Genomic DNA, 26,870 nt, shown 5'->3' on the forward strand with positions numbered 1-26,870 from the left:
CACCCACATCGACCAGACCGCCCGGATGACTCCAGAAACCCAAACGCGCCGCACCAAGATCGTTGCCACCCTGGGCCCCGCCACCGACGCGCCGGGCATGCTCGAACGCATCATCGCCGACGGCGTCGACGTGGTTCGGCTCAATCTCTCGCACGGCTCGCCGGACGACCACCGCGCCCGCGCCGCCGCGGTGAAGGCCGCCGCCGCCGCCGCCGGCCGCGAGGTGGGCGTGCTGGCCGACCTGCAGGGTCCGAAGATCCGCGTGGAGAAGTTCGCGAACGGCCCGATCCAGCTCGAAGTCGGCCAGCCGTTCGTGCTGGATTGCCGCGTCGACGCCGCGCCCGGCGACATCCACCGCGTGGGCGTGAGCTACCTCGGCTTGCCGCAGGACGTGCGCCCCGGCGACGTGCTGCTGCTGGACGACGGCCTGGTGGCGCTCACCGTGAACGAAGTCGCGGGCACCGAGATCCGCTGCACGGTGCTGGTGGGCGGCAAGCTGTCCGACCGCAAGGGTCTCAACCGCCAGGGCGGCGGCCTGTCTGTCTCCGCGCTGTCGGACAAGGACAAGGCCGACATCAAGCTCGCCGCCGAGATCGGCGCGGACTTCCTCGCGGTCTCCTTCGTGCGTTGCGCCGATGACATGCACCAGGCGCGCCGCCTGCTGCACGAGGCCGGCGGCAGCGCCGCGCTGGTGTCCAAGATCGAGCGCGCCGACGCGATCCCCGTGCTGGGCGAGATCATCGACGCCTCCGACGTGGTGATGGTGGCGCGCGGCGACCTCGGCGTGGAGATCGGCGACGCCGAGCTGCCCGGCCTGCAGAAAAAGATCATCCGCGAGACCGTGCAGCGCAATCGCGCGGTGATCACCGCCACCCAGATGCTGCAGTCGATGGTGCGCTCGCCGATCCCCACCCGCGCCGAAGTGCTGGACGTGGCGAACGCGGTGATCGACGGCACCGACGCAGTGATGCTGTCCGAGGAAACCGCCGCCGGCGCCCACCCCGACAAGGCGGTGGCCGCGATGGCGCGCATCTGCCTCGGCGCCGAACGCCAGTTCGAGCCCAAGGAAGACCTCGCGAACGCCGGCCCCCGGCTCAGCCGTACCGACCAGGCGATCGCGCTGGCCGCGATGGTGCTGGCCGGCCAGCTCGGCGTGCGCGCGATCGTGGCGCTGACCGAATCCGGCGCCACCGCGCAATGGCTGTCGCGCTACCGCAGCGCGGTGCCCATCTACGGCCTGTCGCCGTTCGCCGCCTCGCGCCGACGCATGCAGGTGCTGCGTGACGTGCGGGCGGTGGAGTTCAGCCACGGCGAGAACCAGAGCATGGCCTCCGCCACCCGCGCCGCGGTGCGCCTGCTGTTCGCGCAGGGCAAGCTGGTCGAGGGCGACAGCGTGGTCATCACCTATGGCGACCGCGTGGGCCACGTCGGCGGCACCAACACGCTGAAGCTGCTGGCGGTGGGTGCGGGCGGCGCGGTGGACAGCTTGCGCGATCTCTGAGCCGGAGCCATGGCCACGACGACGCGGGCATGACGCCGCGCGGCTAGACTGGCGCCGTCGTCCCCTTCCACCGGAGAGCTCCCCATGAACCCGCGCACCCGCCGCCTGATCCGTCCCGTGTTGCTGGTCTCGACTCTGGCCTGCGCCACGCCGGTGCTGGCGCAGGCGAACAAGGTCGATCCGCAGAACCTGTACCACTACTGGATCCGGCTCAACACCAAGGTGAACGTCGACATGCCCAATTCGGGGCTGAACCTCACCAAGCCTGGATGCGTCGCGGTGACCTACGAGATCGGCTCCGATGGCGTGCCGATGCATGTGCAGGTTGCCAAGGTGGAGCCCAAGAGCGACCTCGGCCCCGCCGCGGTGTCCGCGGTGAAGAACTTCCGCTACGGCCCCTCGCTGACCAACAAGATCGGCCAGCCGATCGCCACCTACTACATCGTGCCGTTCAATGCGCCCGACGACGCGGCGGGACAGCAGAAGGTGATGGAGCCTTGCAAACTGGCGGGCTACGGCCAGTAGGCGGGCATTTCGTTATAATCTGCGGCTTTAACCATGCCGCCCTCGTCCGGGGCGGCACCACCCTTGAGCGGGCCGGTATCGCCTCGCTGTACGGAGCCGTCATGAGTATTGAAGATCTCGAAAGCGTCGCCCTGGCCATGGTCGCCCCCGGCAAGGGCATCATCGCCATCGACGAGTCGACCAACACCATCAAGAAGCGTTTCGAGGCCGTCGGCATCGAGAACACCGAGGAGAACCGCCGCGCCTACCGCGAGCTGCTGCTCACCACGCCGGGCCTGAACGAGCACATCTCCGGCGCGATCCTGTACGACGAGACGATCCGCCAGTCCACCAGGGACGGCGTGCCGTTCACCCAGGTGATGAAGAAGGCCGGCATCATCCCCGGCATCAAGGTGGACAAGGGCCCGGTGGCGCTGGCCGGCTTCCCCGGCGACGTGGTGACCGAGGGCCTGGACGGCCTGCGTCCGCGCCTGGAGGAATACGCCAAGCTGGGCGCCCAGTTCTGCAAGTGGCGCGCGGTGATCAACATCTCCGAGGACAACCCCAGCTCCACCGCGATCGAGGCGAACTGCCACGCGCTGGCCCGCTACGCCGCGCTGTGCCAGGAAGCCGGCCTGGTGCCGATGGTCGAGCCGGAAGTGATCATGGACGGCGACCACAGCATCGAGGTCAGCTACGAAGTGCACGAGGCGGTGCTGCGCAGCCTGTTCAATGCGCTGTACGAGCAGAACGTGATGCTGGAAGGCACCATCCTGAAGGTCAGCATGGTGATCCCGGGCAAGGAATCCGACGAGCAGGCCGACGTCGAGGAAGTGGCCGAGGCCACCGTGCGCGTGCTGAAGACCACCGTGCCGGCCTCGCTGCCGGGCATCGTGTTCCTCTCCGGCGGCCAGACCGACGAGCAGAGCACCGCGCACCTCAACGCGATGAACCGCATCGGCCCGCATCCGTGGCCGCTGTCGTTCTCCTACGGTCGCGCCATGCAGCAGGCCGCGCTGAAGCTGTGGGCCAAGGACATGAAGGCCAACTACGCGGAGGCGCAGAAGACCGTGCATGCCCGCGCCAGGGACAACGGCCTTGCCGCGCTGGGGCGCTGGAACGGTTGATTCTTCGCGGTCATCCGTGATCGCGGATTGAAAAAGAACGGGCACCTCGCGGCGCCCGTTCTTTTTGCCTCGATGGATCGTCGAATCAGAAGCGGAATTCCGCGCTGGCCGAGATCATGTCGGTGCTGAGATCCACGCTGTTCTTCTTGGCGTCGAAGTAGTCGTAGTTCAGGCCGACGCTCACGTTCTGGTTGATGTTGTAGCCCACGCCCGCACCGGCGTACCAGCTGGTCTTGTCCAGGCTCTTGCGCACCGGGTTCACGTCGTTGTTCAGGCCGTGGCCGGTCCAGCTGTAGGCGCCCGCGCGGCCGCTCAGGTACCAGTTCGGGCTGAGGTCGAGATGGGCGTTCGCGCCGGCGGTCCAGCCGTGCAACTGGGACTTGCCCGGGGCGATCACCGGGGAGCTGTTGAAGACGTTCTTCGCGCGGATGTTGCCCAGGTCGTTGTAGCCCACCTCGGCACCCAGCGCGAAGTTCGGCGCCAGCGACCAGCGGTAGCCGCCGTTCAGCGCGTAACCGGTGTCGTGGCCGTTGTACGGACCCTTGTCGATGGCGGTGCGGCCCACGTTGCCGTTGATGAACCAGCCGCCGTTGTCGCTCGGCGCGCTCTGTGCGAAGGCGGCGGGGATGGCCAGCATGCCGGCGGAGGCGAGAGCGAGGGCGATCAGAGTCTTTTTCATGGAGAGTCTCCTGTTATTGGGAAGGCGGCTGCCGGCCATGGGGAAGGGAGCGGTGCCGCATGCCCGGCGTTGGGGAATCGCCGGACACGTCACTTGGATGGTTGCGGGGGCAGAAAGATTCAATACTTGTTAGTTCATTATTAAGTAGCGATTAATGTTTTCGGCCAAGTGACTGTATTGGAAAGAAAACGAGCGCCATGCGGCGCCCGTTCCTGCGTATCACGCGACGGAGTCGAGACGACTCAGAAGCGGTATTCCGCGCTTAGCGAGTACTTGCTGGTGGCCAGCTGCACACGCTGCTCGCCGTTGCCGGAACCGGCGTAGTAGTCGTAGTTCACGCCCAGACTCCAGTTCTGGCTGAGGTTGTAGCCCACGCCGGCGCCCGCGTAGTACTTGGTGCGGTTGTACTGGCGGAACTCCGGGTTCGCCCCGTTGGTGATGCCTTCGGCCTGGGCGTAGAACAGGCCGCCGCGCAGCTCGCCGTACCAGTTGGGGTTGAAGCTGTAGCGCAGGTCCACGCCGGCGGTGCTGCCGCGCAGCTTGGATTTGCTGTTGCCGGCGATCTGGTCGGCGTACTGGTTCTGGGCGGACAGGCGGCCCAGCCACTGGTAGCCCACTTCCACGCCCAGCGAGGTCTCGGGGTTGATCGCGAAGCGGTAGCCGCCCTTCACGCCGCCGGCGAACTTGCCGTCGTCATAGGGACCCTTGCTGACGTTGGCGTAGCCGGCGTCGGCGCTGACGTACCAGCCCTGCTGGGCGTTGGTGGCGGCCGGAGCCTGGTCCTGGGCGAAGGCGGTCGGCACGGCCACGAAGCCGGCGGCAGCCAGGGTGAGAGCGAGCACAGTCTTTTTCATGGGGATTTCCTCTTGTTCTGGTCAGTCCGCGGCGCCTTGGGGAAAGGCAATGCCGCGGCTCGGCAACCGCTCGTGGGCGGTGCCGGGGCATTAGATGGCGAACCGGCTGAAGGAATTCAATACCGACAAGTTCAGAATTAAGTGCAGGTTAATGTCAAGACGCAGGCCGGGATCGTCCGCGATGGCGGCGCGACAGCCTCGGGCGGATCGGCGACAATGCGTGTTTTTCGCCGCCGCCTACCCCCGGAGAACGCCGATGCCCACCCGCCGCCAACTTGCCAACGCCGTGCGTGCCCTCGCCATGGACGCCGTGCAGAAGGCCAATTCCGGCCATCCGGGCATGCCGATGGGGATGGCCGACATCGCCGAGGTGCTGTGGAACGACTTCCACCGCCACAACCCGGCCAATCCACACTGGTTCAACCGCGACCGCTTCCTGCTCTCCAATGGCCACGGCTCGATGCTGCAGTACGCGGTGCTGCACCTGTCCGGCTACGACTTGCCGATGAGCGAGCTGGAGCGTTTCCGCCAGCTGCATTCCAAGACCCCGGGCCACCCCGAGGCGCGCGACACGGTGGGCGTGGAAACCACCACCGGCCCGCTGGGCCAGGGCATCGCCAACGGCGTCGGCTTCGCGCTGGCGGAGAAGGTGCTGGGCGAGCGCTTCAACCGTCCCGGTTTTGCCGTGGTCGACCACCACACCTGGGTGTTCTGCGGCGACGGCTGCCTGATGGAAGGCATCTCGCAGGAGGCGATCTCGCTGGCCGGTACTTGGAAGCTGGGCAAGCTCACCCTGATCTACGACGACAACAACATCTCCATCGACGGCGAAGTGCCGGGCTGGTTCACCGACGACACCGCGGGCCGCTTCGAGGCCTGCGGCTGGCACGTGGTGCGCGACGTGGACGGCCATGACGCCGAGAAGGTCAAGGCCGCGCTGGCCGCCGCCAAGGCGGAGACCGGCAAGCCCAGCCTGGTGATGTGCAAGACCATCATCGGCTTCGGCGCACCGCACAAGGAAGGCACCGAGGCCAGCCACGGCGCGGCGCTGGGCAAGGACGAGGTCGCCGCCGCGCGCGACATGCTGGATTGGCGCTATGCCCCGTTCGAGATCCCCGCCGAAATCTACGCCGGCTGGGACGCGAAGCCGGCCGGCGCGAAGCACGAGGCGGAATGGAACGCGCTGTTCGCCGACTATGCCAAGGCGCACCCGGAGCTGGCCGCCGAGCTGGAGCGCCGTCTCGCCGCGAAGCTGCCGGCGAACTGGGCGGCCGAATCGCAGGCCTGGGTCGAGAAGCTGCAGGCCGAGGGCCCGGACGTGGCCAGCCGCAAAGCCTCGCAGATGACCTTGAACGCGTTCGGCCCGCTGCTGCCGGAACTGGTCGGCGGCTCGGCGGATCTTGCCGGTTCCAACCTCACGATCTGGAAGGGCTCGGTCAGCGTCACCGAGGCCAGCCCGGACGCGAACTACATGCACTACGGCGTGCGCGAGTTCGGCATGACCGCGATCGGCACCGGCGTGGCGCTGCACGGTGGCTTCATCCCCTACGACGCCACCTTCCTGGTGTTCTCCGACTACGCGCGCAACGCGGTGCGCATGAGTGCGCTGATCCCCGCGCACTCCATCCACGTCTACACCCACGACTCGATCGGCCTGGGCGAGGACGGTCCCACCCACCAGCCGGTGGAGCACCTGGCCAGCCTGCGCTACATCCCGAACAACCGCGTGTGGCGCCCCTGCGACGCGGTGGAATCGGCAGTGGCGTGGAAGGTGGCGATCGAGCGCCGTGACGGTCCCTCCTGCCTGGTGTTCTCGCGCCAGACGCTGAAGCACCAGCAGCGCAACGCGCAGCAGCTGGCCGACATCGCGCGCGGCGCCTACGTGCTGTCCGACCCGGCCGACACGAAGTTCAAGGCCATCCTGATCGCCACCGGCTCCGAGGTGGAGCTGGCGATGGAAGCGATGCGCACGCTGGCCCAGCAAGGCGTGCCGGTGCGCGTGGTGTCGATGCCGTGCAACGAGACCTTCGATGCCCAGCCCGTGGAGTACCGCGAGGGCGTGCTGCCCGGCTGGTGCCGCGCGCGCGTGGCGGTGGAGGCGGGCATCGCCGACTTCTGGCGCAAGTACGTGGGCCTGGACGGCGAAGTGATCGGCATGACCACGTTCGGCGCCTCGGCGCCGGCCGAGCAACTGTTCGACTACTTCGGCTTCACCGTGGCGAACGTGGTCGATGCGGTGAAGCGCGTCGCCGGTTGATTGATGCTTTCCCCAAACGAAAACGCCGCGGCATTCCCGCGGCGTTTTGTTTGGCGCGAACGTGTCACGCCGCCAGCAGATCCACGAGATGCGCCGGATCGCTGGCCAGCGCCTGCGCGCCGGCTTGCTGCAGTTCCTCGCGGCTGCCGAAACCCCACAGCACGCCGATGCCGCGCACGCGGTTGGCCACCGCGCCCTCGATGTCATAGCGGCGGTCGCCGATCATCGCGGCCGCTTCGGGCGCCGTGCCGAAGTCGGTCAGCGCGTCGGCGATCATCGTGGCCTTCTCGCAATGCGCGCTGTCCGGATCCGGGCCGTACAGTTTCTCGAACGCGGAACCGAACGGCAGCGCTGCCAGGATCGGCGCGGCATGCCGCACCGGCTTGCTGGTGACCACGGCGAGGCGATGGCCGGCAGCCTGCAGGCGCTCGATCGCCGCCGCCACGCCGGGATAGACCGCGTGCTCGCGCCAGCCCAGCACGGCGAAGCGTTCGTGGTAGTAGTCCACCGCGGCTTCGACGCGCACGGCGTCATGGCCGAGCAACGGCGCGAAGCTGTGCCGCAGCGGCGGGCCGATCCACGGCCGCAGGTCGGCCGGCGCCGGCACGCCGAGCTTGTCGAACGCGTGCCGGATGCAGGCGGTGATGCCCGGTTCGGAATCGATCAGGGTGCCGTCGAGGTCGAACAGGCAGAGCATTACTTCGCCGCCCGCGCCTTGAGCGCGGCCACCGCGGGCAGTTCCTTGCCTTCGAGGAATTCCAGGAACGCGCCGCCACCGGTGGAGATGTAGGAAACCTTGTCCGCGATGCCGTACTTGTCCACCGCGGCCAGCGTGTCGCCGCCGCCGGCGATCGAGAACGCGGGCGAGGCGGCGATCGCGCGCGCCAGCGTCTCGGTGCCCTTGCCGAAGGCGTCGAACTCGAACACGCCGACCGGGCCGTTCCACACCACGGTGCCGGCCTTCGCGATCAGCTCGGCGTACTGCTTCGCCGTCTCGGGGCCGATGTCGAGGATCATCTCGTCGTCCTGCACCGCGTCCACGGCCTTCACCGTGGCCGGTGCGTTGGCGGAGAACGCCGGCGCCACCACCACGTCGACCGGCAGCGGCACTTCGGCGCCGCGGCGCTTCGCGTCGGCGAGCACTTTCTTCGCGGCGTCGATCAGGTCGGGCTCGACCAGCGAATTGCCCACCGAATGGCCCAGCGCGGCGATGAAGGTGTTGGCGATGCCGCCACCCACGATCAGCTGGTCCACCTTGCCGATCAGGTTGTCCAGCAGGGTCAGCTTGGTGGAGACCTTGGAGCCGGCCACGATCGCCAGCAGCGGGTGCGCCGGGTGTTCCAGCGCCTTGCCCAGCGCGTCCAGTTCGGCGCACAGCAGCGGGCCGGCGGCGGCGATCGGCGCGAACCTGATCACGCCGTGCGTGGAGGCCTGGGCGCGATGCGCGGTGCCGAAGGCGTCCATCACGAAGATGTCGCACAGCGCGGCGTACTTCTTCGACAAGGCCTCGTCGTCCTTGCCTTCGCCCACGTTCATGCGGCAGTTCTCCAGCACCACCACCTCGCCGTCGGCCACGTCCACGCCGTCGAGATAGTCGCGCAGCAGGCGCACCGGCTTGCCGAGTTTGTCGCCCAGCCAGGCCGCCACCGGCGCCAGCGAGGAGGCCTCGTCGAACTGGCCTTCCTTGGGACGGCCGAGATGCGAGAGCACCATCACCTTCGCGCCGGCGTCGCGTGCGGCCTTGATCGTGGGCAGGGCGGCGTCGAGGCGCTGGGTGGAGGTGATCCGGCCGTGGTCGTCGATCGGCACGTTCAGGTCTTCGCGGATCAGCACGCGCTGGCCGTGGAGGTCGAGGTCGCTCATGCGCAGGACGGTCACGTCGGGGCTCCGGTAGATTGCAGATGGCCGCAGCGGCGGCCGGAACCGCGCATTGTCCTGCCCGTCCGGAGGGGATGCAAATTACACTGCGGACTTTCCGCGGCGGGGGAAGCACCATGGCTACCGGTCTCGTGCTGTACGGCTACTGGCGCTCCAGCGCCGCCTATCGCGTGCGCATCGCCCTGGCGCTGAAGGGCCTGGCCTGGGAAAACCGTGTCGTGCACCTGGTGAAGGATGGCGGCCAGCAGCACGCGGCGGACTACGCGGCGATGAACCCGCAGCAGCTGGTGCCCAGCCTGCGCGACGGCGAGCGGGTGCTGACGCAGTCGCTGGCGATCATGGAATACCTGGAGGAAACCCGTCCGGAGCCGCCGCTGTTGCCGGCCGACGCGCGCGGCCGCGCACGGGTGCGCTCGCTGGCGCAGTTGGTCGCCTGCGACATCCACCCGCTGGGCAACCTGCGCGTGCTGCAGTACCTGGAGCGCGAACTGGGCGTCGGCGAGGCGCAGCGCGGCGCATGGTCGCGGCACTGGATCGCCACCGGCTTCGCCGCGCTGGAGGCCATGCTGGCCGGCAACGCGGCCACCGGCCGCTACTGCCACGGCGACACGCCGGGACTGGCCGATGCCTGCCTGGTGCCGCAGCTGTACAACGCGCGGCGCTGGAAGCTGCCGCTGGACGACTACCCCACCATCGTCCGCATCGACGCCGCCTGCCACGAGCTGGAGGCGTTCCGCGTCGCCGCACCCGAGGCGCAGCCCGACGCGCTATGACGGCGCGCGTACCAGCAGCACGTCGCAGGGCGCGGCCGGTACCACCCGGCGCGCGGTGCCGCCCGGGTCGCGGCGCATGCACCACGTGCAACGCGGCCTGCCATTGCGCGACCAACTGCACGGCGCGGACGAGAGGGCGGCGGCGGTCATGCAAACACTCCGGCGGCGGTGTGCCCGACTATAGGCAGCCCGGACGACGGACGCCAAGCCTGTGCCGGTGCACCGCTTTGCCGGCGCCTTGCAGCGGCTTGTAGACTCCAAGGGATGCGCGTCTTGCCGCTGCCACCTGCGTCGCCACGGGTGGCGCGATGTGCCGCGCGCCGCCTTTTCCTGCCATGGAGGCCTGATGCCCCACGACGTCGTTCCGCTCGTCCTGCTCTGCCTGCCGTTCGCGGGTGGCGTGCTGGCGTGGCGGCTGCGGCGTCGGCAGGCGGTCACCTGGCTGGCGATCGGCGTGGCGGCGCTGGCCTTGGCGCTCGCCCTGGCGGTGCGTCCCTGGCTGGCCGGTGGCGCGGTGCTGCGCACCGTGGTGCCGTGGCTACCCTCGCTGGGGCTGGACCTGGTGTTGCGGGTGGACGGACTGGCCTGGCTGTTCCTGCTGCTGATCTGCGGCATCGGTCTGCTGGTGGCGGTGTACGCGCGCTACTACATGCCGGCCGAAGACCCGCTGGGCCGCTTCTACGGCCTGCTGCTGGCCTTCATGGGCGCGATGGTCGGCGTGGTGACCGCGGGCAACGTGGTGCAACTGGCGTTCTTCTGGGAGCTGACCAGCCTGCTCTCGTTCCTGCTGATCGGCTACTGGAACCAGGGCGCCTCGGCGCGCGAAGGCGCGCGCACCGCGCTGATCGTCACCGCGGGCGGCGGCCTGTGCCTGTTCGCTGGAGTGCTGCTGCTGGGCCACATCGCGGGCAGCTATGACCTGGACGTGATCCTAGCCGCCGGCGCGGCGATCCGCGCCAGCGCGCTGTACACGCCGATGCTGGTGCTCGTCGCGCTGGGCGCGCTGACCAAGAGCGCGCAGTTCCCGTTCCACTTCTGGCTGCCGCAGGCGATGTCGGCGCCCACGCCGGTGTCGGCCTTCCTGCACTCGGCGACCATGGTGAAGGCCGGCGTGTTCCTGCTGCTGCGGCTGTGGCCGGTGCTGGCCGGCACCGAGGCCTGGTTCTGGATCATCGGCGGCGCGGGGCTCGCCAGCCTGCTGTTGGGCGCGGCCGCGGCGGTGTTCCAGCAGGACCTGAAGGCCGTGCTGGCCTATTCCACGATCAGCCACTTGGGCCTCATCACGATGCTGCTGGGCCTGGGCAGCGCGCTGGGCGCGGTGGCGGCGATCTTCCACATCGTCAACCACGCCACTTTCAAGGCCTCGCTGTTCATGGCCGCGGGTGCGGTGGACCACGAGACCGGCACCCGCGACCTGCGCCGCCTGGGCGGCTTGCGCCGGGTCATGCCGATCACCGCGACGCTGGCGCTGGTGGCCAGCGCGGCGATGGCCGGGGTGCCGCTGCTCAACGGCTTCCTGTCCAAGGAAATGTTCTTCGCGGTGACGCTGTCCACCCACCGCGGGGTGGCGATGGATGTGCTGGTGGCGGGCCTGGCGGTGCTGGCCAGCATGTTCTCGGTGATCTACTCGCTGCGTTTCGCGGTGGGCGTGTTCCTCGGCCGTCCGCGCGGCGCGCTGCCGCGCACGCCGCACGAGCCGCCGCGCTGGATGCGGCTGCCGATCGGCCTGCTGGTCCTGGCCTGCGTGCTGGTGGGCGTGCTGCCGGCGCGGGTGATCGGCCCCACCCGGACCTCGCCGCGGGCGCGGTGCTGGGCACGGCGCTGCCGGCGTTCGACCTGGCGGTGTGGCATGGCTTCACCACACCGCTGCTGATGAGCGCGCTGGCCTTTGCCGGCGGCTGCGCGGCCTGGGCCGGGCTGCGCGGCTGGTTCGCGCGAGGCGAGACATTGCCGCTGCCGGGCCGCTTCGGCGCGCAGCGGCTGTTCGAGCGCGTGCTGGCGCTGGTCACTTCCAGCCTGCCGCACGCGCTGGAGCCGGCGTATTCCGGCCGCCGCCTGCAACCGCAACTGCTGCTGATCGTGCTGGCCGCGGCGCTGGCCGCCGGGCTGGCGATGTACGGGACGCCGATGCGCTTCGGCTTGCGCGCCTCCGCCGTGGACCCGGCCTTTGCGCTGCTGTGGCTGCTGGGCGCGGTCTGCGTGGTGGGCGCGGTGCGGCTGGCGAAGTTCCACCGGCTGGCGGCGCTGGTGCTCGTCGGCGGGGTGGGGCTGGTGTCCTGCGTGAGCTTCGTGTGGCTTTCCGCGCCCGACCTCGCCGCCACCCAGTTGCTGGTGGAAGCGGTGACCACCATCGTGATCCTGCTGGGCCTGCGCTGGTTGCCCAAGCGCGTCGCCGGCTTGTCGCCCGATCCGGCGCTGGCGCGCTGGCGCCGCTACCGCGACGGCGTGGTGGCGGTGGGTGCGGGTCTGGGGCTGGCGGCGCTGGCCTACGCGGCGATGCTGCATCCGGTGGCCGACTCGGCCTCGCACTTCTACCTGGAGAAAGCCTTGAGCGAGGGCGGCGGGCGCAACGTGGTCAACGTGATCCTGGTGGATTTCCGCGGCTTCGACACCTTGGGCGAGATCACCGTGCTGGCGATCGTGGCGCTGAGCGTGTTCGCGCTGCTGCGCCGCTTCCGCCCGGCGGTCGAGAGCGTGGGCGCGCCGATGCAGCAGCGCCTGCAGGCGGCCACGCGCGAGGACGGCTACGACGCCGGACGAGCCGACTACCTGCGCATCCCCGGCCTGATCGTGCAGTTGATGGCGCCGGTGATCGTGCTGTTCGGCGTGCACCTGTTCCTGCGCGGACACGACCTGCCCGGCGGCGGCTTTGCCGCCGGCATCACGGTGTCGGTGGCGCTGGTGCTGCTGTACATGGCGCGCGGCGCACGTTGGGTGGAGACGCGGCTGAAGGTGGCGCCGCTGCGCTGGATCGGCCTGGGCCTGCTGCTGGCGCTGGCGACCGGGCTGGGCGCGTTGGCGTTCGGCCATCCGTTCCTCAGCTCGCACTCGCGCCACGCGACACTGCCGCTCGTGGGCGAGCTGCCGCTGGCCAGCGCGCTGCTGTTCGACCTCGGCGTGTTCGGCGTGGTGGTGGGCGCCACGTCGCTGATGCTGGTGGCGCTGGCCCACCAGTCGCTGCGCCGGCCGCGGCCGCTGCCCGATGCCGACGCGGAGGGCGGCTGATGGAACTGGTGCTGGCGCTGGCCATCGGCGTGCTGGGCGGCGGCGGCGTGTGGCTGCTGCTGCGCCCGCGCACGTTCCAGGTGATCATGGGGCTGAGCCTGTTGTCCTATGCGGTGAACCTGTTCATCTTCTGCGTCGGCGGGCTGCGCCGCGGCGCCGACCCGGTGCTGCGCGCGGGCGCGGCGCTGGCCGATTACGCCGACCCGTTGCCGCAGGCGCTGGTGCTCACCGCCATCGTGATCGGCTTCGCCACCACCGCGCTGTTCCTGGTGGTGCTGCTGGCCTCGCGCGGGCTCACCGGCAGCGACCACGTCGACGGCAAGGACGGTGCGCCGTGAACGCGCACCTGCTCGCCGGGCCGATCCTGTTGCCGCTGGCCGCAGCCGCCCTGCAGCTGCTGCTGGGCGAACGCCGCCGCGGCGCGGCCAGCGCGCTGGGCGTGCTGTCGTGCGTGGGCCTGCTGGGTTTCGCGCTGGCGCTGCTGGCCGCGGTGGGCGACGGCACGACGCTGGTGTACCGCATCGGCGGCTGGCCGGCGCGCTTCGGCATCGTGCTGGTGGCCGACCGGCTGTCGGTGCTGATGCTGCTGCTCACCGCGGTGCTGGCGCTGGCGCTGCTGCCCGGGGTGCTGGGCCGCTGGCGGCGGCCGGGCAGCGCGCTGCAGCCGCTGGCCCAGTTCCTCCTGATGGGCCTGAACGGCAGTTTCCTCACCGGCGACCTGTTCAACCTGTTCGTGTTCTTCGAGGTGCTGCTGGCGGCCTCGTACGGGCTGGCGCTGCACCGGCCCGGCGCGCAGCGGATCAGCGCGGGACTGCATTACATCGCGATCAACCTGCTGGCCTCGCTGCTGTTCCTGGTCGGCGTGAGCCTGATCTTCGGCGTCACCGGCACGCTGAACATGGCGGCGCTGGCGCAACTGGTGCCGCAGGTGCAGGCCAACACCCGCGCGCTGCTGCATGCCGGCGCGGCGATCCTGGGCGTGGCCTTCCTGGTGAAGGCGGCGATGTGGCCGCTGGGCTTCTGGTTGCCGCGCAGCTACGCCGCCGCGCCGCCGGCGGTGGCGGCGATGTTCGCGGTGATGACCAAGGTGGGCGTGTACGTGCTGCTGCGGCTCAGCCTGCTGCTGTTCGGCGCCGGCGCCGGCGCGGCCTCGGCAGGGTTCGGCGGCGACTGGCTGCTGTGGGGCGGCGCGGCCACGGTGGCGATGGGCGTGGTGGGCATGCTGGGCGCGCGCGAGCTGGGCCGGCTGGCCGGCTACAACGTGCTGGTGTCCTCGGGCAGCCTGCTCGGCGCCATCGGCGTGGGCCGGCCCGCGGTGATCGCCGGCGCGCTGGCCTACCTCGTGGTCTCCACCCTGGCGGTGGCGGCGTTCTTCCTGCTGGCCGGCCTGCTCGCGCCGCGCGAGGACGCCGAGGAGGTGCCGCTGCTCGAACCCTACGACCCGGGCGGCCTCGCGCTGTACGCCGACGAGGACGAGAGCCGGCCCACCTTGCCGGCGCCGGTGCGGCTGCTGGCGGGCGGCTTCCTCGTCGCCGCGCTGCTGCTGGCGGGCTTGCCGCCGCTGTCGGGCTTCCTGGCCAAGTTCGCGCTGCTGGCGCCGCTGGCCGGCGCGGGGCCGGGGGCGACGGTGCTGTTCGCGCTGATCGTGGCAGCGGGGCTGGGCACGGTGATCGCGATGTGCCGGGTGGGCATCCAGATCTTCTGGGAGGGCGAATGGGTGTTTCCGCCGATCCGCACCGGTGCGGTGACCTCGGTGGCGATCCTGTTGGGACTGTGCCTGCTGCTGACCGTGCTGGCCGATGCGCCGATGCGTTACCTGCAGGCTACGGCGGCGCAGTTGCACGCGCCGGCCGCCTACATCCGGGCGGTGCTGCCGTGAGGCGCTGGCTGCCGCACCCGCTGATGGCCGGCTTCCTGCTGCTGGTGTGGCTGCTCCTGCAACGCAGCCTGGCGCCGGGCAGTTGGCTGCTGGGCGGCGCACTGGCACTGGGCCTGGCGTGGGCCTTCGGCAAGCTGCAGCCGCCACGCGCGCGCCTGCGTCGGGCCTGGCTGCTGCTGCCGCTGGCGCTGCGGGTGGTGCACGACATCGTGCGCTCCAATCTCGCGGTGGCCAGGGTGGTGCTGGGCCCGCGCCGGCATGCGCGCGCCGGCTTCGTGGCGATCCCGCTGGAACTGGCCGACCCGTATGGGCTGGCCTTGCTGGCCTGCATCGTCACCTCCACCCCGGGCACGATCTGGGTGGACCACGATCCGGCGCGCGGGGTGCTGCTGATCCACGTGCTCGACCTGGTGGACGAGGCCAGCTGGGTCGAGACCATCAAGCGCCGCTATGAGCGGCCGCTGCTGGAGGTTTTCCAATGAGCCATGCGTTTCTCGGCGCGGCGCTGGTGATCGCGCAACTGCTGCTGGTGCTGGGCATGGCCTGCGCGCTGCTGCGCATGCTGCGCGGCCCGCGCGCGCAGGACCGGGTGCTGGCGCTGGATGCGTTCTACGTCAACGCGATGCTGTTGCTGCTGGCGGTGGGCCTGCGCAGCGACAGCGTGCTGTACGTGGAGTCGGCGATGATCATCGCGCTGCTGGGTTTCGCCGGCACCCTGGCGTTCGCCAAGTTCCTGCTGCGCGGCGAGGTGATCGAATGAGCCTGGTCGATGTCCTGCCGCCGTGGGCGGCCGTGCTGGTGGGGGTGCTGGTGCTGCTGGGCGCGGGCTTTGCCTGCGTGGGCTCGCTGGGGCTGCTGCGACTGCGCGATTTCTACCAGCGCGTGCATGCCCCCACCCTGGGCAGCACGCTGGGCACGTTCTTCATGGTGGCGGCCTGCGTGGCGGGGTTCTCGCTGGCGCAGGGGCGCCCGGCGCTGCAGGTGCTGCTGATCGGCGTGTTCCTCACCCTGACCACGCCGATCACCCTGATGCTGCTGGTGCGCGCGGCGCTGTACCGTGACCGCGTCGAGGACGGCCAGCAAATGCCGCCGCCCGCGCCCGGCGACGAGGGCTAGAACCCCATGCCGTAGGGATCGTTGCTGCCGCCCATCAGCGCGTTGCTGTCCGAGCCGTTGCCGCCGCCTTCGGCGAGGCGGATCTTCAGCGCCAGGCCGTCGCGCGAGTCGGCCTTGTTGAGCGCCTCCTCCAGCTCGATGCGGCCTTCCTTGTAGAGCCGGTACAGCGATTGGTCGAAGGTCTGCATGCCGTCCTGCAGGCTGCGGTCCATCGCCTCCTTCACTTCGTGGATCTGGCCGCGGCGGATCATGTCGCGGATCAGCGGCGTGTTCAGCAGCACTTCCACCGCGGGCAGGCGACGAGCGTCCTTGCCCACCACCAGGCGCTGGCTGATCACCGCGCGCAGGTTGAGCGCGAGGTTCATCAGCACGTTCTTGTGCGCCGATTCGGGGAAGAAGTTGAGGATGCGCTCCAGCGTCTGGTCGGCGTTGTTGGAGTGCAGCGTGGCCAGGCACAGATGGCCGGTCTCGGAGAACGAGATCGCCGCCTCCATGGTGTCGGTGTCGCGGATCTCGCCGATCATGATCACGTCCGGCGCCTCGCGCATCGCGTTCTTCAGCGCCTCGTGGTAGGTGTGCGTGTCCAGCCCCACCTCGCGCTGGTTGACGATGGAGCGCTTGTGCCGGTGCAGGTATTCGATCGGGTCCTCGATGGTGAGGATGTGGCCCGCGGAGTTGGTGTTGCGGTGGTCGATCATCGAGGCCAGCGTGGTCGACTTGCCCGAGCCAGTGGCGCCCACCACCAGGATCAGCCCGCGCGGCTCCATGATCAGCTCGCGGAAGATCGGCGGCAGCTGCAGCTGCTCGACGTTGGGGATCTCGCTCTTGATCGCGCGGATCACCATGCCCACTTCGCCGCGCTGCTTGAACACGTTGATGCGGAAGCGCCCGGCTTCCTTCACCGCCAGCGCCATGTTGAGCTCGAGGTCGCGCTCGAACTGCGGCACCTGGCCCTCGTCCATCAGCGAGTAGGCGATCTTCTTCACCATGCCGCCCGGAAGCCCGGTATTGCCGAGCGGGTAGAGCTTGCCCTCGACCTTGATGTTCACCGGAGCGCCGGTGGACAGGAACATGTCCGAGGCGCCCTTGTCGACCATCAGCTTGAGGAAGTAACCGATATCCACGCCGAATCCCCTATCAGTGCTCGTTGCAATGAGCGATTGTGCACGCCCACAATACGCGTAGAAGCTTAATCAGGAATGCGTGATGGTGCACATCTCCCCTTCGTCGGCCGGACGTCCGATGCGCTCGCGGAAGCCCGCGCGCTGGCTGGCCTTGGCCGGACTGGTGGTTCTGGCCGGTTGCGCCAGCGTACCTCCGCCGAACGAGGCGATGAACCTGGCGCAGTCGCAGCTGCAGGCCGCGCGTGACGCCGGCGCGGCGGACTACGACCCGGTGGACCTGGGCTTCGCCCAGGACAAGTTCCAGCAGGCGCAGGGTGCGATGGCCGCCCGCAAGTACGCGCAGGCGGCCGATCTGGCGGCCGAATCGCGGGCCGACGCCGACCTGGCGCGGGTCAAGGCCAACCTTGGCGCGGCGCGGGCGAAGATCCAGTCCAAGATGAACGCGAACGCCGAATTGCGCGAGCAGGGCGCGCAGGCCGCCGCCGCGGCCGCCGCGGAATTCGCCAAGCCGTTGCCGATGCCGGCCACCGCCGGTTCGGCCCCCACCCCGGCCGGCGCGGGGGCGTTGCCGCCTGCCGCGCCGCTGGAGGACATGCCGGCGCCCTCGGCCTCGGTCTTGTCGGCGCCGCCGTCCGGGCAGGGCTTCCAGACCATGCCCGCGCAGCCGTCGTCGTCCGGTGCCCAAGGTTCGAACGCAACGCAGGGTTTCCAGCCCGCGGGAGGCCAGCCATGAAGCGCGTCGCTACTGCATTTGCGGCCGTCGCGCTGGCATTGGGCGTCATCGGCACCGCCCAGGCGCGCCGCGACGACATCGACGTCAGCCGGCTGACCGGCAACCTCAACCAGCTCGCCAGCGACCCGGTGCTGGGCAACTACGCCCAGGCCGAACAGGCGCTGGCGCGCAACGCGATCGGCCAGCTCGCGCAGGCCGATTCGAAGGAGCGGCCGCACGCGCTGTACATCGCCGAGCGGCAGGTGGACCTGGCCCGGGCTTCCGCCCAGTTGCAGGACGCCCAGGTGAAGCTGGCCCAGCTCGATCGCGAGCACGACCAGATCCAGCTGGAAAACAGCCAGCGCGAAGCCGAAACCGCACGCCGCGAACTGGAGCGCCAGCGCCTGCAGTACCAGATGGCGCAGGAAGAGGCGCAGCGCCTGCAGGAGCAGGGCGAGGCCTATTCGCAGGCCGCCGAGCAGGCCCAGGCCGAGGCGGCCAAGGCCAAGAAGCTGGCCGAGGCGCAGAGCCGGGTGGCCCGCGCCGCCAAGCGCGAGGCCGAACTGGCCGCCAAGGCCGCCAAGGCGATGCGTGCGCAGATGCAGCAGCAGGACAGCGGCAAGCCGTAGGTTTTGCAATCGTCCCTGATTGCGAGAGTCAAACGGGCAGCCATCCGTGGCTGCACTCTTCAACAAAAGCCGCTCAAGCATCGGACCACCTCAGGAGCCGCGTCGCGAGGGCAGCGCGGTGCTGTTTGTGGCAGCCATCCCTGGTACCCCTCCCGGGCCATCGCTGGTGCGGTGCCACGTCGCTCCAGGTATTTTCCGGGTGGGCGTAACAAGCTGTTCCGACAGTTTTTTATGCGGATTTCACAACGCCGCGGCAACTCGCAACGGTGGTTGGCGCGAAGGCTTGCGGCACTTTTCCGCGCGGAGTAGGGTCAACCCCATGGAGCCGTTCCGCTCCATGCCCGTCGGTCCGAACCATGCACCATTCCCTCGCCAGTGTTCCGCCCGCCAACCGGTCAGCCGGTGCGGGCGGGCGAGAGCGTGCGCGCACGATTCGATCCGGCGGAGGGCGCGCCCGTGCGCCCGCATGCTCACTCACGAGGAGGTTGGATCATGTTTGAAAACCAGCAGCGTGATGACGTCGAGGCATTGATGAAGGCGGATGCGGAATTCCGCCGCCTGTACCAGCACCATCGGGAACTCGACAGCAAGGTGCACGACGCCGAGATCGGCGTACTGCCGCTCGACGACATCACCCTTGCCTGCATGAAGAAGGAAAAACTGCACGCCAAGACGCGCCTAGAGCGCATGTGGGAAGGCCGCCGCCAGCTTTCCAGCTGAATCCCCGCAACTCCTGATCCCGACGGCCCCGGCAGCTTCCGCCCAGGAAGATGGCCGGGGCCGCGACGTTTCTGTCCGGCCCGTTTCCATCTCCCCGTTTCCATCCGACCCGTCGACGACGCTCGGCTATCATGAGCTTCTTTCCCGGTGGCGCTGGTGCGCACCGGACTGCCACGCGACGGAGCCCCCATGACGGTGCAGCAAAGCGTTCTCGAATTGATCGGCCACACCCCGATGCTGCGCGCGCAGCGCCTCGACACCGGGCCGTGCGAGCTGTTCCTGAAGCTGGAGAGCGCGAACCCCGGCGGCTCGATCAAGGACCGCATCGGCCTGTCGATGATCGAGGGCGCGGAAAAGGCCGGCAAGATCAAGCCCGGCGCGATCCTGGTCGAGGGCACCGCAGGCAACACCGGCCTCGGCCTCGCGCTGGTGGCGCAGGCCAAGGGCTACCGGCTGATCCTCGTGGTGCCGGACAAGATGAGCCGCGAGAAGATCTTCAACCTCAAGGCGATGGGCGCCGAGGTGGTGCTCACCCGCTCGGACGTGGCCAAGGGCCATCCCGAGTACTACCAGGACATGGCCGAGCGCATCGCCCGCGAAACGCCCGGCGCCTATTTCATCAACCAGTTCGGCAACCCGGACAACCCGCGTGCGCACATCGAGAGCACCGGGCCGGAAATCCTCGAACAGATGGACGGCCGCGTCGACGCCGTGGTGGTGGGCTGCGGCTCATCCGGCACCATGACCGGCCTGTCGCAGTATTTCGCCAAGACCTCGCCGCAGACCGAGATCGTGCTGGCCGACCCGGTGGGTTCCATCCTCGCCCAGTACATCAACGAGGGCACGCTCTCCACCAAGTCGGCCAGCTGGCTGGTGGAAGGCATCGGCGAGGATTTCCTGCCCACCATCAGCGACTTCTCGCGGGTGAAAAAGGCCTACGCGATCTCCGACAAGGAGAGCTTCCTCGCCGCGCGCGAACTGCTGGCGAAGGAGGGCGTGCTGGGCGGCTCCTCCACCGGCACCCTGCTCGCCGCGGCGCTGAAGTACTGCCGCGCGCAGACCGCGCCGAAGCGCGTCGTGACCCTGGTCTGCGACACCGGCAACAAGTACCTGTCCAAGCTCTACAACGACTACTGGATGCTGGACAACGGTTTCCTGGAACGCGAGCAGCACGGCGACCTGCGCGACCTGCTGCTGCGTCCGTTCGCCAAGCGCGACACCGTGGTGATCGGCCCGCACGAGCTGCTGATTACCGCCTACACCCGCATGAAGCTGTACGACGTCTCGCAGCTGCCGGTGATGGACGGCAACAGGCTGGTGGGCATCGTCGACGAATCCGACGTGCTGATGCACGTGCACGCCGACGAGACGCGCTTCCGCGATCCGGTCTCGGTGGCGATGATCGCGGACCTGCAGATGCTCGACGTGCGCTCGCCGATCGAATCGCTGCTGCCGGTGTTCGAGCGCGGCCACGTGGCGATCGTGATGGACGGCGAGCAGTTCCTCGGCCTGATCACCCGCATCGACTTGCTGAACTGGCTGCGTCGCAGGGTGAACTGAGCTTGGGAGCCTGCCGGACTTGAGCCGGCCGGGCTGCAAATCCGTCTGCGTGGTTCATCTTTCCGCCGCTTCTTGGCCCATAGAACCACTATGGGCCGGCGAAGCGTCGAAAAGCTGTCCTCACGCAGCCGCATTTTCGCCTCGACCACTCAAGCCCGACAGGCTCCCGGTCGCGGTGTCGAAAGCCGGTTGAAACGCGGCGGCGGCACAGTCGCCGCCTGCGTCGGCCCGGCCGGCATGCACCAACCAACAGGAGCTTTCGCCATGTGTGGAATCGTTGCCGCCGCCGCCCAGCGTGACGTGGCCCCGCTGCTGATCGCCGGCCTCAAGGCGCTGGAATATCGCGGCTACGATTCGGCCGGCCTCGCCGTGCTGGAAGGCGGCGCGATCCACCGCGTGCGCGCCAAGGGCAAGGTGCGCGAGATGGAGGCGCAGTATCTCGCTCATCCGTTTCCCGGCGGCACCGGCATCGCGCACACGCGCTGGGCCACCCACGGCGTGCCGAACGAGGCGAACGCGCATCCGCACGTCGCCGGCCGCGTGGCGATCGTGCACAACGGCATCATCGAGAACTACGCCAGCCTGCGCGAGGAACTGAAGGCGCGCGGCCACGTGTTCACCTCCGAGACCGACACCGAGGTGATCGCGGCGCTGGTCGAGGAACGTATTGCCGGCGGCCTAGGCCTGCGTGAGGCGGTGCTAGCCGTGGTACGCGGGTTGGAAGGTGCCTACGCGATCGCCGTGATCAGCCGCGACGAGCCCGGCCGCGTGGTCGGCGCCCGCCGCGGCGCGCCGCTGCTGGTGGGCGTGGGCATCGGCGAACACTTCCTGGGCTCGGACGCGCAGGCGCTGATCCAGGTCACCAACAAGATGATCCATCTCGACGAGGACGATGTCGTCGAGATCACCCGCGATCGCGTGCAGGTGTTCGGCCTAGACGGTCGCCCGGTCGAGCGCGGCGTGTACGAGAGCGAGCTGTCCGCCGACGCGGTGGAGCGTGGCGAATACCGCCACTACATGCAGAAGGAGATCTTCGAGCAGCCGCGCGCGGTGGCCGACACGCTGGAATCGCGCCTGGGCGCGAACGGCGTGCTGCCGAACATCTTCGGCGTGGGCGGCGACGAACTGCTGGCGAAGGTGCGCGGCGTGCACATCGTCGCCTGCGGCACCAGCTACCACGCCGGCATGGTCGCGAAATACTGGATCGAGGAACACGCGCGCCTGCCGGTCGCCGTGGAGGTGGCCAGCGAGTACCGCTACCGCGAGGCGGTGGTGCCGGAAGGCACGCTGTTCGTGGCGATCTCGCAGTCCGGCGAAACCGCCGACACGCTGGCCGCGATGCGTGAGTCGCGCCGTCGCGGCTACCTCGGCACGCTGGCGATCTGCAACGTGCCGGAATCTTCGGTGGTGCGCGAGGCCGACCTCAAGCTGATGACCCGCGCCGGCCCCGAGATCGGCGTGGCCTCGACCAAGGCCTTCACCACCCAGCTCGCCGCGCTGGCGCTGCTGTCCCTGCAGCTGGCGCGGCAACGCGGTCTGGACGATGCGCGCTACGCGGACTTGTGCGCGCAGCTGCATATGCTGCCGCGGGCGATCGAGCGCGCGCTGGCGCTGGAGCCGCAGATCATCGAACTGGCCGAGCATTTCATTCCGCGCCACCACGCGCTGTTCCTCGGTCGCGGCGCGCAGTTCCCGGTGGCGCTGGAAGGTTCGCTCAAGCTCAAGGAAATTTCCTACATCCACGCCGAGGCCTATCCGGCGGGCGAACTGAAGCACGGCCCGCTGGCGCTGGTGGACGAGGATATGCCGGTGGTGGCGGTGGCGCCGAACGGCCCGCTGCTGGACAAGCTGAAATCCAACCTGCAGGAAGTACGCGCCCGCGGCGGCGAGCTGATCGTGTTCGCCGACCACGCCGCGCCGATGGACGGCAACGCCGCGCGCGGCCACCTGCTGCGCATCGATGGTGGCGGCGACTTCATCGCCCCGGCGGTGTTCACCGTGCCGCTGCAGCTGCTCGCCTACCACGTGGCCGTGCTGCGCGGCACCGACGTCGACCAGCCGCGCAATCTCGCCAAATCCGTGACGGTCGAGTAGGCGGTACTTTTGCGATCGTCCCTGATCGCGAGGATCAAACGGGCGGCCATCCATGGCCGCACTTTTCAGCGAAAAGCCTTTGCGATCGTCCCTGATCGCGGGAATCAAACGAAAAGAGCCGGCATCTGCCGGCTCTTTTCGATTCAGGCCGCTGGCTCGATGCTCAGGTATCCCCGCTGCGCTGATACTGCGGCGACATCGGCATCATGTTCGCGTTCTCGTTGTACATCACCCAGATCGACGCGCCGAGCACGATCACCACCAGCACGATGGTGAAGATGAAGGCCATCATGTTCCAGCCGCCTTCCGAGTGCGTGTCGAGGTGCAGGAAGTAGACGATGTGCACGAAGATCTGCACGACGGCCAGCAGCAGCACGAGGGTGATGGTCAGCCAGCGGTTGTCGAACACGTGCCCCATCACCAGCCAGAACGGGATGATGGTGAGGATCGCCGCCAGCACGAAGCCGGTCAGGTAGCCGCGCAGGCTGCCTTGGTGCACGTGCAAGGTGTCGTCCGCGTGGCCGGGAGAAGATGGATGGCTCATCGCAGCACTCCTGCCAGATAGACGAAGCTGAAGACGCCGACCCATACCAAGTCCAGGAAGTGCCAGAACATGCTCAGGCACTGCAGGCGCCGGATGTTCGCTTCGGTGAGGCCGAACTTGCCCAGCTGCACCATCAGCACGATCAGCCACAGGATGCCGACGGAGACGTGCAGGCCGTGCGTGCCGACCAGGGTGAAGAACGAAGACAGGAAGGCGCTGCGGTCCGGTCCGGCGCCGGCGGCGATCATGTCGTGGAACTCGTGCAGCTCCAGCCCCACGAAGCCCACGGCCAGCAGCCCGGCCACGGCCAGCCAGGCCAGCATGGCGCGCTTGTGCTGCCGCGCCATTTCCAGCATCGCGAAACCGAAGGTCACCGACGACAGCAGTAGCAGCGCGGTGTTCACGGCCAGACCGGGCAGGTCGAGTATCTGGGCGGCCGACGGCCCACCGGCGTCGTTGGTGCCCAGCACGGCGTAGCAAGCGAACAGCGAGGCGAAGATGAAGCAGTCGCTCATCAGGTAGATCCAGAACCCGAGCAGGGTTCCGTTGTGAGCGGGCGGTTCCTCGTGGCAGAGGAACGCCGAGGGTGCGCTACCGGCAGTATCGACAGCCGTGCTGTTCATGCGCGCGCCCCTTGGGTTTCAGCTCGCCAATTGCCGGTGTGTTCGAACTCGCGTACCTCTTCCGCATGGATGTGGAAGTCGCGGTGGTAGTTGAAGGTGTGGGCGATGGTCGCGACGATGATGCCCACGAAGGACGCCGCCGCCAGCCACCAGATGTACCAGACCAGGCCGAAGCAGCAGAGGAAGGACAGCACGCCGATGACTGCGCCCGCTGCCGTGTTCTTCGGCATGTGGATCTGGTGGAAGCCTTCCAGCGGGCGCCGGTAGCCGCGCTTCTTCATGTCGGTCCAGGCGTCGCGCGCATGGATGTTGGGGATGAACGCGAAGTTGTAGTCCGGCGGCGGCGACGAGGTGGACCACTCCAGCGTGCGGCCATTCCACGGGTCGCCGCCCACGGCGTAGGCCTTGCGCCGCACGACGCTGACGTAGATCTGGATGATGAAGGCCAGGATGCCGAGCGCGATCAGCAAGGCGCCGAACGCGGCGACGATGAAATACGGCTGCAGCGCCGGGTTGTCGAAGTGGCTGAGGCGGCGGGTCACGCCCATGAAGCCCATGATGTACAGCGGCGTGAACGCCACCCAGAAGCCGACCAGCCAGAACCAGAAGCTGGCCTTGCCCCAAGACTCGTCGAGCTTGAAGCCGAACGCCTTGGGGAACCAGTAATTGATGGCGGCGAACACGCCGAACACCACGCCGCCGATGATCACGTTGTGGAAGTGCGCGATCAGGAACAGGCTGTTGTGCAGCAGGAAATCCGCGGGCGCCACCGAAAGCATCACGCCAGTCATGCCGCCGATGGTGAAGGTGAACAGGAAGCCCATCGTCCACAGCATCGGCACGGTGAAGTGCACGCGGCCGCGGTACATGGTGAACAGCCAGTTGAAGATCTTCACCCCGGTGGGGATGGAAATCATCATGGTGGTCAGCGAGAAGAACGAGTTGACGTCGGCGCCCGAACCCATCGTGAAGAAGTGGTGCAGCCACACCAGGTACGACAGGATCATGATCGCGACGGTGGCGTAGACCATCGACGAATAGCCGAACAGCGGCTTGCCCGAGAACGTGGGCACGATCTCCGAATACACGCCGAAGATCGGCAGGATCAGGATGTACACCTCCGGATGCCCCCACACCCAGATCAGGTTGATGTACATCATCACGTTGCCGCCGAAGCCGGTGGTGAAGAAGTGGGTGCCGAGGTAGCGGTCCAGCGAGAGCAGGAGCAGCGTGGCGGTGAGCACCGGGAACGTCGCGATGATCAGCCCGCTGGTGCACAGCGCGGTCCAGCTGAATACCGGCATCTTCATCATCGTCATGCCGGGCGCGCGCATCTTCAGGATGGTGGTTACGAAGTTGACGCCGGTCAGCAGCGTGCCCACGCCGGACAGTTGCAGGCCCCAGATGTAGTAGTCGACGCCGGGACCCTGCTGCAGCTCCGAGACGGGCGGGTAGCCCAGCCAGCCGGCGGTCGAGAAGTCGCCGACGAACAGCGACACCATGAACAGGATCGCGCCCCAGAACGTGAACCAGAAGCTCAGGTTGTTGAGGAACGGGAACGCCACGTCGCGCGCGCCGATCTGCAACGGCATGACGTAGTTCATCAGGCCCACGATGTAGGCCATCGCCACGAAGAAGATCATGATCGCGCCGTGCGCCGTGAAGATCTGGTCGTAGTGTTCCGGCGGCAGGTAGCCCATCTGCGGGCCGAAGGCGTAGGCCTGCTGCGCGCGCATCATGATCGCGTCGGAGAAGCCGCGCAGCAGCATCACCGTGCCCAGGATCATGTACATGATGCCGAGCTTCTTGTGGTCCACGCTGGTGAACCACTCGTGCCACAGGTAGCCCCACAGACGCTTCTTCGTGATGAAGCCGAGGATGGCCAGGCCGCCGAGCGCCACCACGATCAAGGTGATGAGGACGATGCGGCCTTCGAGGTCGGGTTTCAGGAACGGCAGCGAGTCGAGCGTGAGCCGACCGAACAGGAAATCCCACACGGGCGCACGATGGGGCATGGCTTCGGGCATGGCTTGAATCTCCGCAAGCAGGTCAGTGCGCCGCCGCAGCCTGGGCGGAGACTGTTTTCCCGGCATCCACCAGCGAGGCGGCGCCGGCGTGCACAGGGGGTTCGTGCATGCCCTGCATGGGTGGCCCGGCGTCGGTCGGCATCATCCGGCTCATGCACAACTCGCCGGGGTCGATGCAGCGATCGAGGATGCGCGTGTACAGGTCGGGCTCGAAGCGTGCGTAGTAGTGCACCGGTGCATCGCGCTCGGGCTGGCGCAACTGGTCGTATGCCTTGGTGTCGAGTTCGCCGCCTTCGGCGCGGACCTTCGCGACCCAGGCGTCGAAGTCATGCGTGTTCATGCCCTCGAAGTCGAAGCGCATGTCGGTGAAGCCCGCGCCGCTGTAGTTCGCCGAGAAGCCCCGGTATTGGCCCGGCTTGTTGATGACGGCGTGCAATACCGTCTGCATGCCGGGCATCGTGTAGACCATGCCGGCCAGGGCCGGCACGGAGAACGCATCCATCATGGCGTCCGACGTCATCTTGAAGCGGATCGGCACGTCCACCGGCGCCGCCAGCTGGTTCACCGTGGCGATGCCGTACTGCGGGTAGAAGAACAGCCATTTCCAGCGCAGCGACACGACATCCACTTCCAGCGGCTTGGTGCCTGCGGCCACGGGTTTGCCCGGCGCCACGCGATCGAGCGGGCGATAGGGATCGAGCTGGTGGGTGCCGATCCAGCTGATCGCGCCGACGGCGATGATGATCAGCAGCGGCGCGGCCCACACCACCAATTCCAGCTGCGGCGAATGATCCCATTCGGCGTCGTAATGGGCTTGCTTGTTGGAAGCCCGATAACGCCACGCGATGACGCCGATCGCGATCAGCACCGGCACGATGATCAGCGCCATGATGATCGTGGTGACGATCATGATGTCGCTCTGCTGGCGCGCCACGTCGCCGGAAGGATCCAGCAACACCATGTGACAACCGCCAAGCAGCGCTAGGGGAGACAGCAGCAAGCCGCGAAGACGTTTCACTGTCATGGGCACGTGTGCATCGGGCA

Annotated in this window: 26 protein-coding genes; 17 read left to right on the forward strand and 9 right to left on the reverse strand. The window is 68.4% G+C overall.

Annotated elements, in window-relative coordinates; translation table 11 throughout:
- Positions 1–25 precede the first annotated feature (25 nt).
- From pyk to AB7878_RS12440, 3 genes are all read left to right on the forward strand, one after another.
- Positions 26–1,501 carry a pyruvate kinase gene (pyk, locus tag AB7878_RS12430; protein WP_369494674.1) on the forward strand — a complete coding sequence of 492 codons (1,476 nt, stop codon included), beginning with the start codon at positions 26–28 and terminating at the stop codon, positions 1,499–1,501.
- An 84-nt stretch (positions 1,502–1,585) separates the two neighbouring features.
- Positions 1,586–2,026 carry an energy transducer TonB gene (locus tag AB7878_RS12435; protein WP_369494675.1) on the forward strand — a complete coding sequence of 147 codons (441 nt, stop codon included), beginning with the start codon at positions 1,586–1,588 and terminating at the stop codon, positions 2,024–2,026.
- Between the two features lie 101 nt (positions 2,027–2,127).
- Positions 2,128–3,132, forward strand: a complete 1,005-nt coding sequence (locus AB7878_RS12440; protein ID WP_369494676.1) for a class I fructose-bisphosphate aldolase — start codon at positions 2,128–2,130, stop codon at positions 3,130–3,132.
- A gap of 85 nt (positions 3,133–3,217) precedes the next feature.
- Here the strand turns inward: AB7878_RS12440 and AB7878_RS12445 are convergent, their stop codons facing one another.
- Together AB7878_RS12445 and AB7878_RS12450 are read right to left on the reverse strand one after the other, a co-directional pair.
- Positions 3,218–3,811 (reverse strand): porin family protein, encoded by a 594-nt coding sequence (locus AB7878_RS12445; protein WP_077483116.1) that lies wholly within the window; start codon positions 3,809–3,811, stop codon positions 3,218–3,220.
- Positions 3,812–4,053: 242 nt separating this feature from the next.
- Positions 4,054–4,665 carry a porin family protein gene (locus AB7878_RS12450; protein ID WP_369494677.1) on the reverse strand — a complete coding sequence of 204 codons (612 nt, stop codon included), beginning with the start codon at positions 4,663–4,665 and terminating at the stop codon, positions 4,054–4,056.
- A gap of 256 nt (positions 4,666–4,921) precedes the next feature.
- Here AB7878_RS12450 and tkt point away from each other — a divergent pair, with 256 nt between their 5' ends.
- The gene (gene tkt, locus AB7878_RS12455; protein ID WP_369494678.1) at positions 4,922–6,922 is read left to right on the forward strand and encodes a transketolase; all 2,001 of its coding nucleotides are present in this window, start codon (positions 4,922–4,924) and stop codon (positions 6,920–6,922) included.
- Positions 6,923–6,986: 64 nt separating this feature from the next.
- Here tkt and AB7878_RS12460 read toward each other — a convergent pair whose 3' ends face one another.
- A complete protein-coding gene (locus AB7878_RS12460; RefSeq protein WP_369494679.1) occupies positions 6,987–7,619 on the reverse strand; it encodes an HAD hydrolase-like protein in 633 nt (210 codons plus the stop codon).
- Positions 7,619–8,800, reverse strand: coding sequence for a phosphoglycerate kinase (locus tag AB7878_RS12465; protein ID WP_369494680.1), 1,182 nt, complete (start codon positions 8,798–8,800; stop codon positions 7,619–7,621). Before AB7878_RS12465 ends, AB7878_RS12460 begins: the two co-directional genes overlap by 1 nt.
- Before the next feature lie 116 nt (positions 8,801–8,916).
- Between AB7878_RS12465 and maiA the strand changes: the two genes are divergently transcribed.
- The 8 genes from maiA to mnhG all read left to right on the forward strand — a co-directional run bounded on the left by maiA (position 8,917) and on the right by mnhG (position 15,793).
- Positions 8,917–9,573 carry a maleylacetoacetate isomerase gene (gene maiA / locus AB7878_RS12470; RefSeq protein WP_369494681.1) on the forward strand — a complete coding sequence of 219 codons (657 nt, stop codon included), beginning with the start codon at positions 8,917–8,919 and terminating at the stop codon, positions 9,571–9,573.
- 346 nt (positions 9,574–9,919) lie between these two features.
- On the forward strand, positions 9,920–11,446 hold the full coding sequence (locus AB7878_RS12475) for a proton-conducting transporter transmembrane domain-containing protein (protein ID WP_369494682.1): 1,527 nt from the start codon (positions 9,920–9,922) through the stop codon (positions 11,444–11,446).
- A complete protein-coding gene (gene mbhE / locus AB7878_RS12480; protein ID WP_369494683.1) occupies positions 11,380–12,798 on the forward strand; it encodes a hydrogen gas-evolving membrane-bound hydrogenase subunit E in 1,419 nt (472 codons plus the stop codon). Before AB7878_RS12475 ends, mbhE begins: the two co-directional genes overlap by 67 nt.
- Positions 12,798–13,136 (forward strand): Na+/H+ antiporter subunit C, encoded by a 339-nt coding sequence (locus AB7878_RS12485; protein WP_369494684.1) that lies wholly within the window; start codon positions 12,798–12,800, stop codon positions 13,134–13,136. Before mbhE ends, AB7878_RS12485 begins: the two co-directional genes overlap by 1 nt.
- Entirely contained in the window at positions 13,133–14,677 is a 1,545-nt protein-coding gene (locus AB7878_RS12490) for a monovalent cation/H+ antiporter subunit D (protein WP_369494685.1), read from the forward strand. The genes AB7878_RS12485 and AB7878_RS12490 overlap by 4 nt, the downstream gene beginning before the upstream one ends.
- Complete coding sequence (locus AB7878_RS12495) at positions 14,674–15,159, forward strand: Na+/H+ antiporter subunit E (protein WP_369494686.1); 486 nt, start codon at positions 14,674–14,676, stop codon at positions 15,157–15,159. The genes AB7878_RS12490 and AB7878_RS12495 overlap by 4 nt, the downstream gene beginning before the upstream one ends.
- Positions 15,156–15,437, forward strand: coding sequence for a K+/H+ antiporter subunit F (locus AB7878_RS12500; protein ID WP_077483134.1), 282 nt, complete (start codon positions 15,156–15,158; stop codon positions 15,435–15,437). The genes AB7878_RS12495 and AB7878_RS12500 overlap by 4 nt, the downstream gene beginning before the upstream one ends.
- Positions 15,434–15,793 carry a monovalent cation/H(+) antiporter subunit G gene (gene mnhG / locus AB7878_RS12505; RefSeq protein ID WP_369494687.1) on the forward strand — a complete coding sequence of 120 codons (360 nt, stop codon included), beginning with the start codon at positions 15,434–15,436 and terminating at the stop codon, positions 15,791–15,793. The genes AB7878_RS12500 and mnhG overlap by 4 nt, the downstream gene beginning before the upstream one ends.
- On the opposite strand, the gene AB7878_RS12510 is transcribed toward mnhG, so the two are convergent.
- Complete coding sequence (locus AB7878_RS12510; RefSeq protein ID WP_369494688.1) at positions 15,790–16,917, reverse strand: PilT/PilU family type 4a pilus ATPase; 1,128 nt, start codon at positions 16,915–16,917, stop codon at positions 15,790–15,792. The two genes, mnhG and AB7878_RS12510, sit on opposite strands and share 4 nt — an antisense overlap.
- An 82-nt stretch (positions 16,918–16,999) precedes the next feature.
- Between AB7878_RS12510 and AB7878_RS12515 the strand changes: the two genes are divergently transcribed.
- The 5 genes from AB7878_RS12515 to glmS all read left to right on the forward strand — a co-directional run bounded on the left by AB7878_RS12515 (position 17,000) and on the right by glmS (position 22,632).
- Positions 17,000–17,650: a DUF4398 domain-containing protein gene (locus AB7878_RS12515; protein ID WP_369494689.1), complete on the forward strand. Its 651-nt coding sequence runs from the start codon at positions 17,000–17,002 to the stop codon at positions 17,648–17,650.
- Positions 17,647–18,258: a hypothetical protein gene (locus tag AB7878_RS12520; RefSeq protein WP_369494690.1), complete on the forward strand. Its 612-nt coding sequence runs from the start codon at positions 17,647–17,649 to the stop codon at positions 18,256–18,258. The genes AB7878_RS12515 and AB7878_RS12520 overlap by 4 nt, the downstream gene beginning before the upstream one ends.
- Positions 18,259–18,750: 492 nt before the next feature.
- Positions 18,751–18,978, forward strand: a complete 228-nt coding sequence (locus AB7878_RS12525; protein WP_077483144.1) for an HP1242/YdcH family protein — start codon at positions 18,751–18,753, stop codon at positions 18,976–18,978.
- Between the two features lie 189 nt (positions 18,979–19,167).
- A complete protein-coding gene (locus AB7878_RS12530; protein ID WP_369494691.1) occupies positions 19,168–20,538 on the forward strand; it encodes a pyridoxal-phosphate dependent enzyme in 1,371 nt (456 codons plus the stop codon).
- A 264-nt stretch (positions 20,539–20,802) separates the two neighbouring features.
- Positions 20,803–22,632 carry a glutamine--fructose-6-phosphate transaminase (isomerizing) gene (gene glmS, locus AB7878_RS12535; RefSeq protein WP_369494692.1) on the forward strand — a complete coding sequence of 610 codons (1,830 nt, stop codon included), beginning with the start codon at positions 20,803–20,805 and terminating at the stop codon, positions 22,630–22,632.
- A 163-nt stretch (positions 22,633–22,795) separates the two neighbouring features.
- Here glmS and cyoD read toward each other — a convergent pair whose 3' ends face one another.
- The 4 genes from cyoD to cyoA form a co-directional block, all read right to left on the reverse strand.
- Positions 22,796–23,176, reverse strand: coding sequence for a cytochrome o ubiquinol oxidase subunit IV (gene cyoD, locus AB7878_RS12540; RefSeq protein ID WP_369494693.1), 381 nt, complete (start codon positions 23,174–23,176; stop codon positions 22,796–22,798).
- Complete coding sequence (gene cyoC / locus AB7878_RS12545; protein WP_369494694.1) at positions 23,173–23,799, reverse strand: cytochrome o ubiquinol oxidase subunit III; 627 nt, start codon at positions 23,797–23,799, stop codon at positions 23,173–23,175. Before cyoC ends, cyoD begins: the two co-directional genes overlap by 4 nt.
- Positions 23,796–25,784 carry a cytochrome o ubiquinol oxidase subunit I gene (gene cyoB / locus AB7878_RS12550; protein ID WP_369495761.1) on the reverse strand — a complete coding sequence of 663 codons (1,989 nt, stop codon included), beginning with the start codon at positions 25,782–25,784 and terminating at the stop codon, positions 23,796–23,798. The genes cyoC and cyoB overlap by 4 nt, the downstream gene beginning before the upstream one ends.
- Positions 25,785–25,848: 64 nt before the next feature.
- Positions 25,849–26,850 carry a ubiquinol oxidase subunit II gene (gene cyoA, locus AB7878_RS12555; RefSeq protein ID WP_369494695.1) on the reverse strand — a complete coding sequence of 334 codons (1,002 nt, stop codon included), beginning with the start codon at positions 26,848–26,850 and terminating at the stop codon, positions 25,849–25,851.
- Positions 26,851–26,870: the final 20 nt, after the last annotated feature.

This window comes from Rhodanobacter humi (assembly GCF_041107455.1).
In the GTDB taxonomy this organism is placed as follows: Bacteria; Pseudomonadota; Gammaproteobacteria; order Xanthomonadales; family Rhodanobacteraceae; genus Rhodanobacter_A.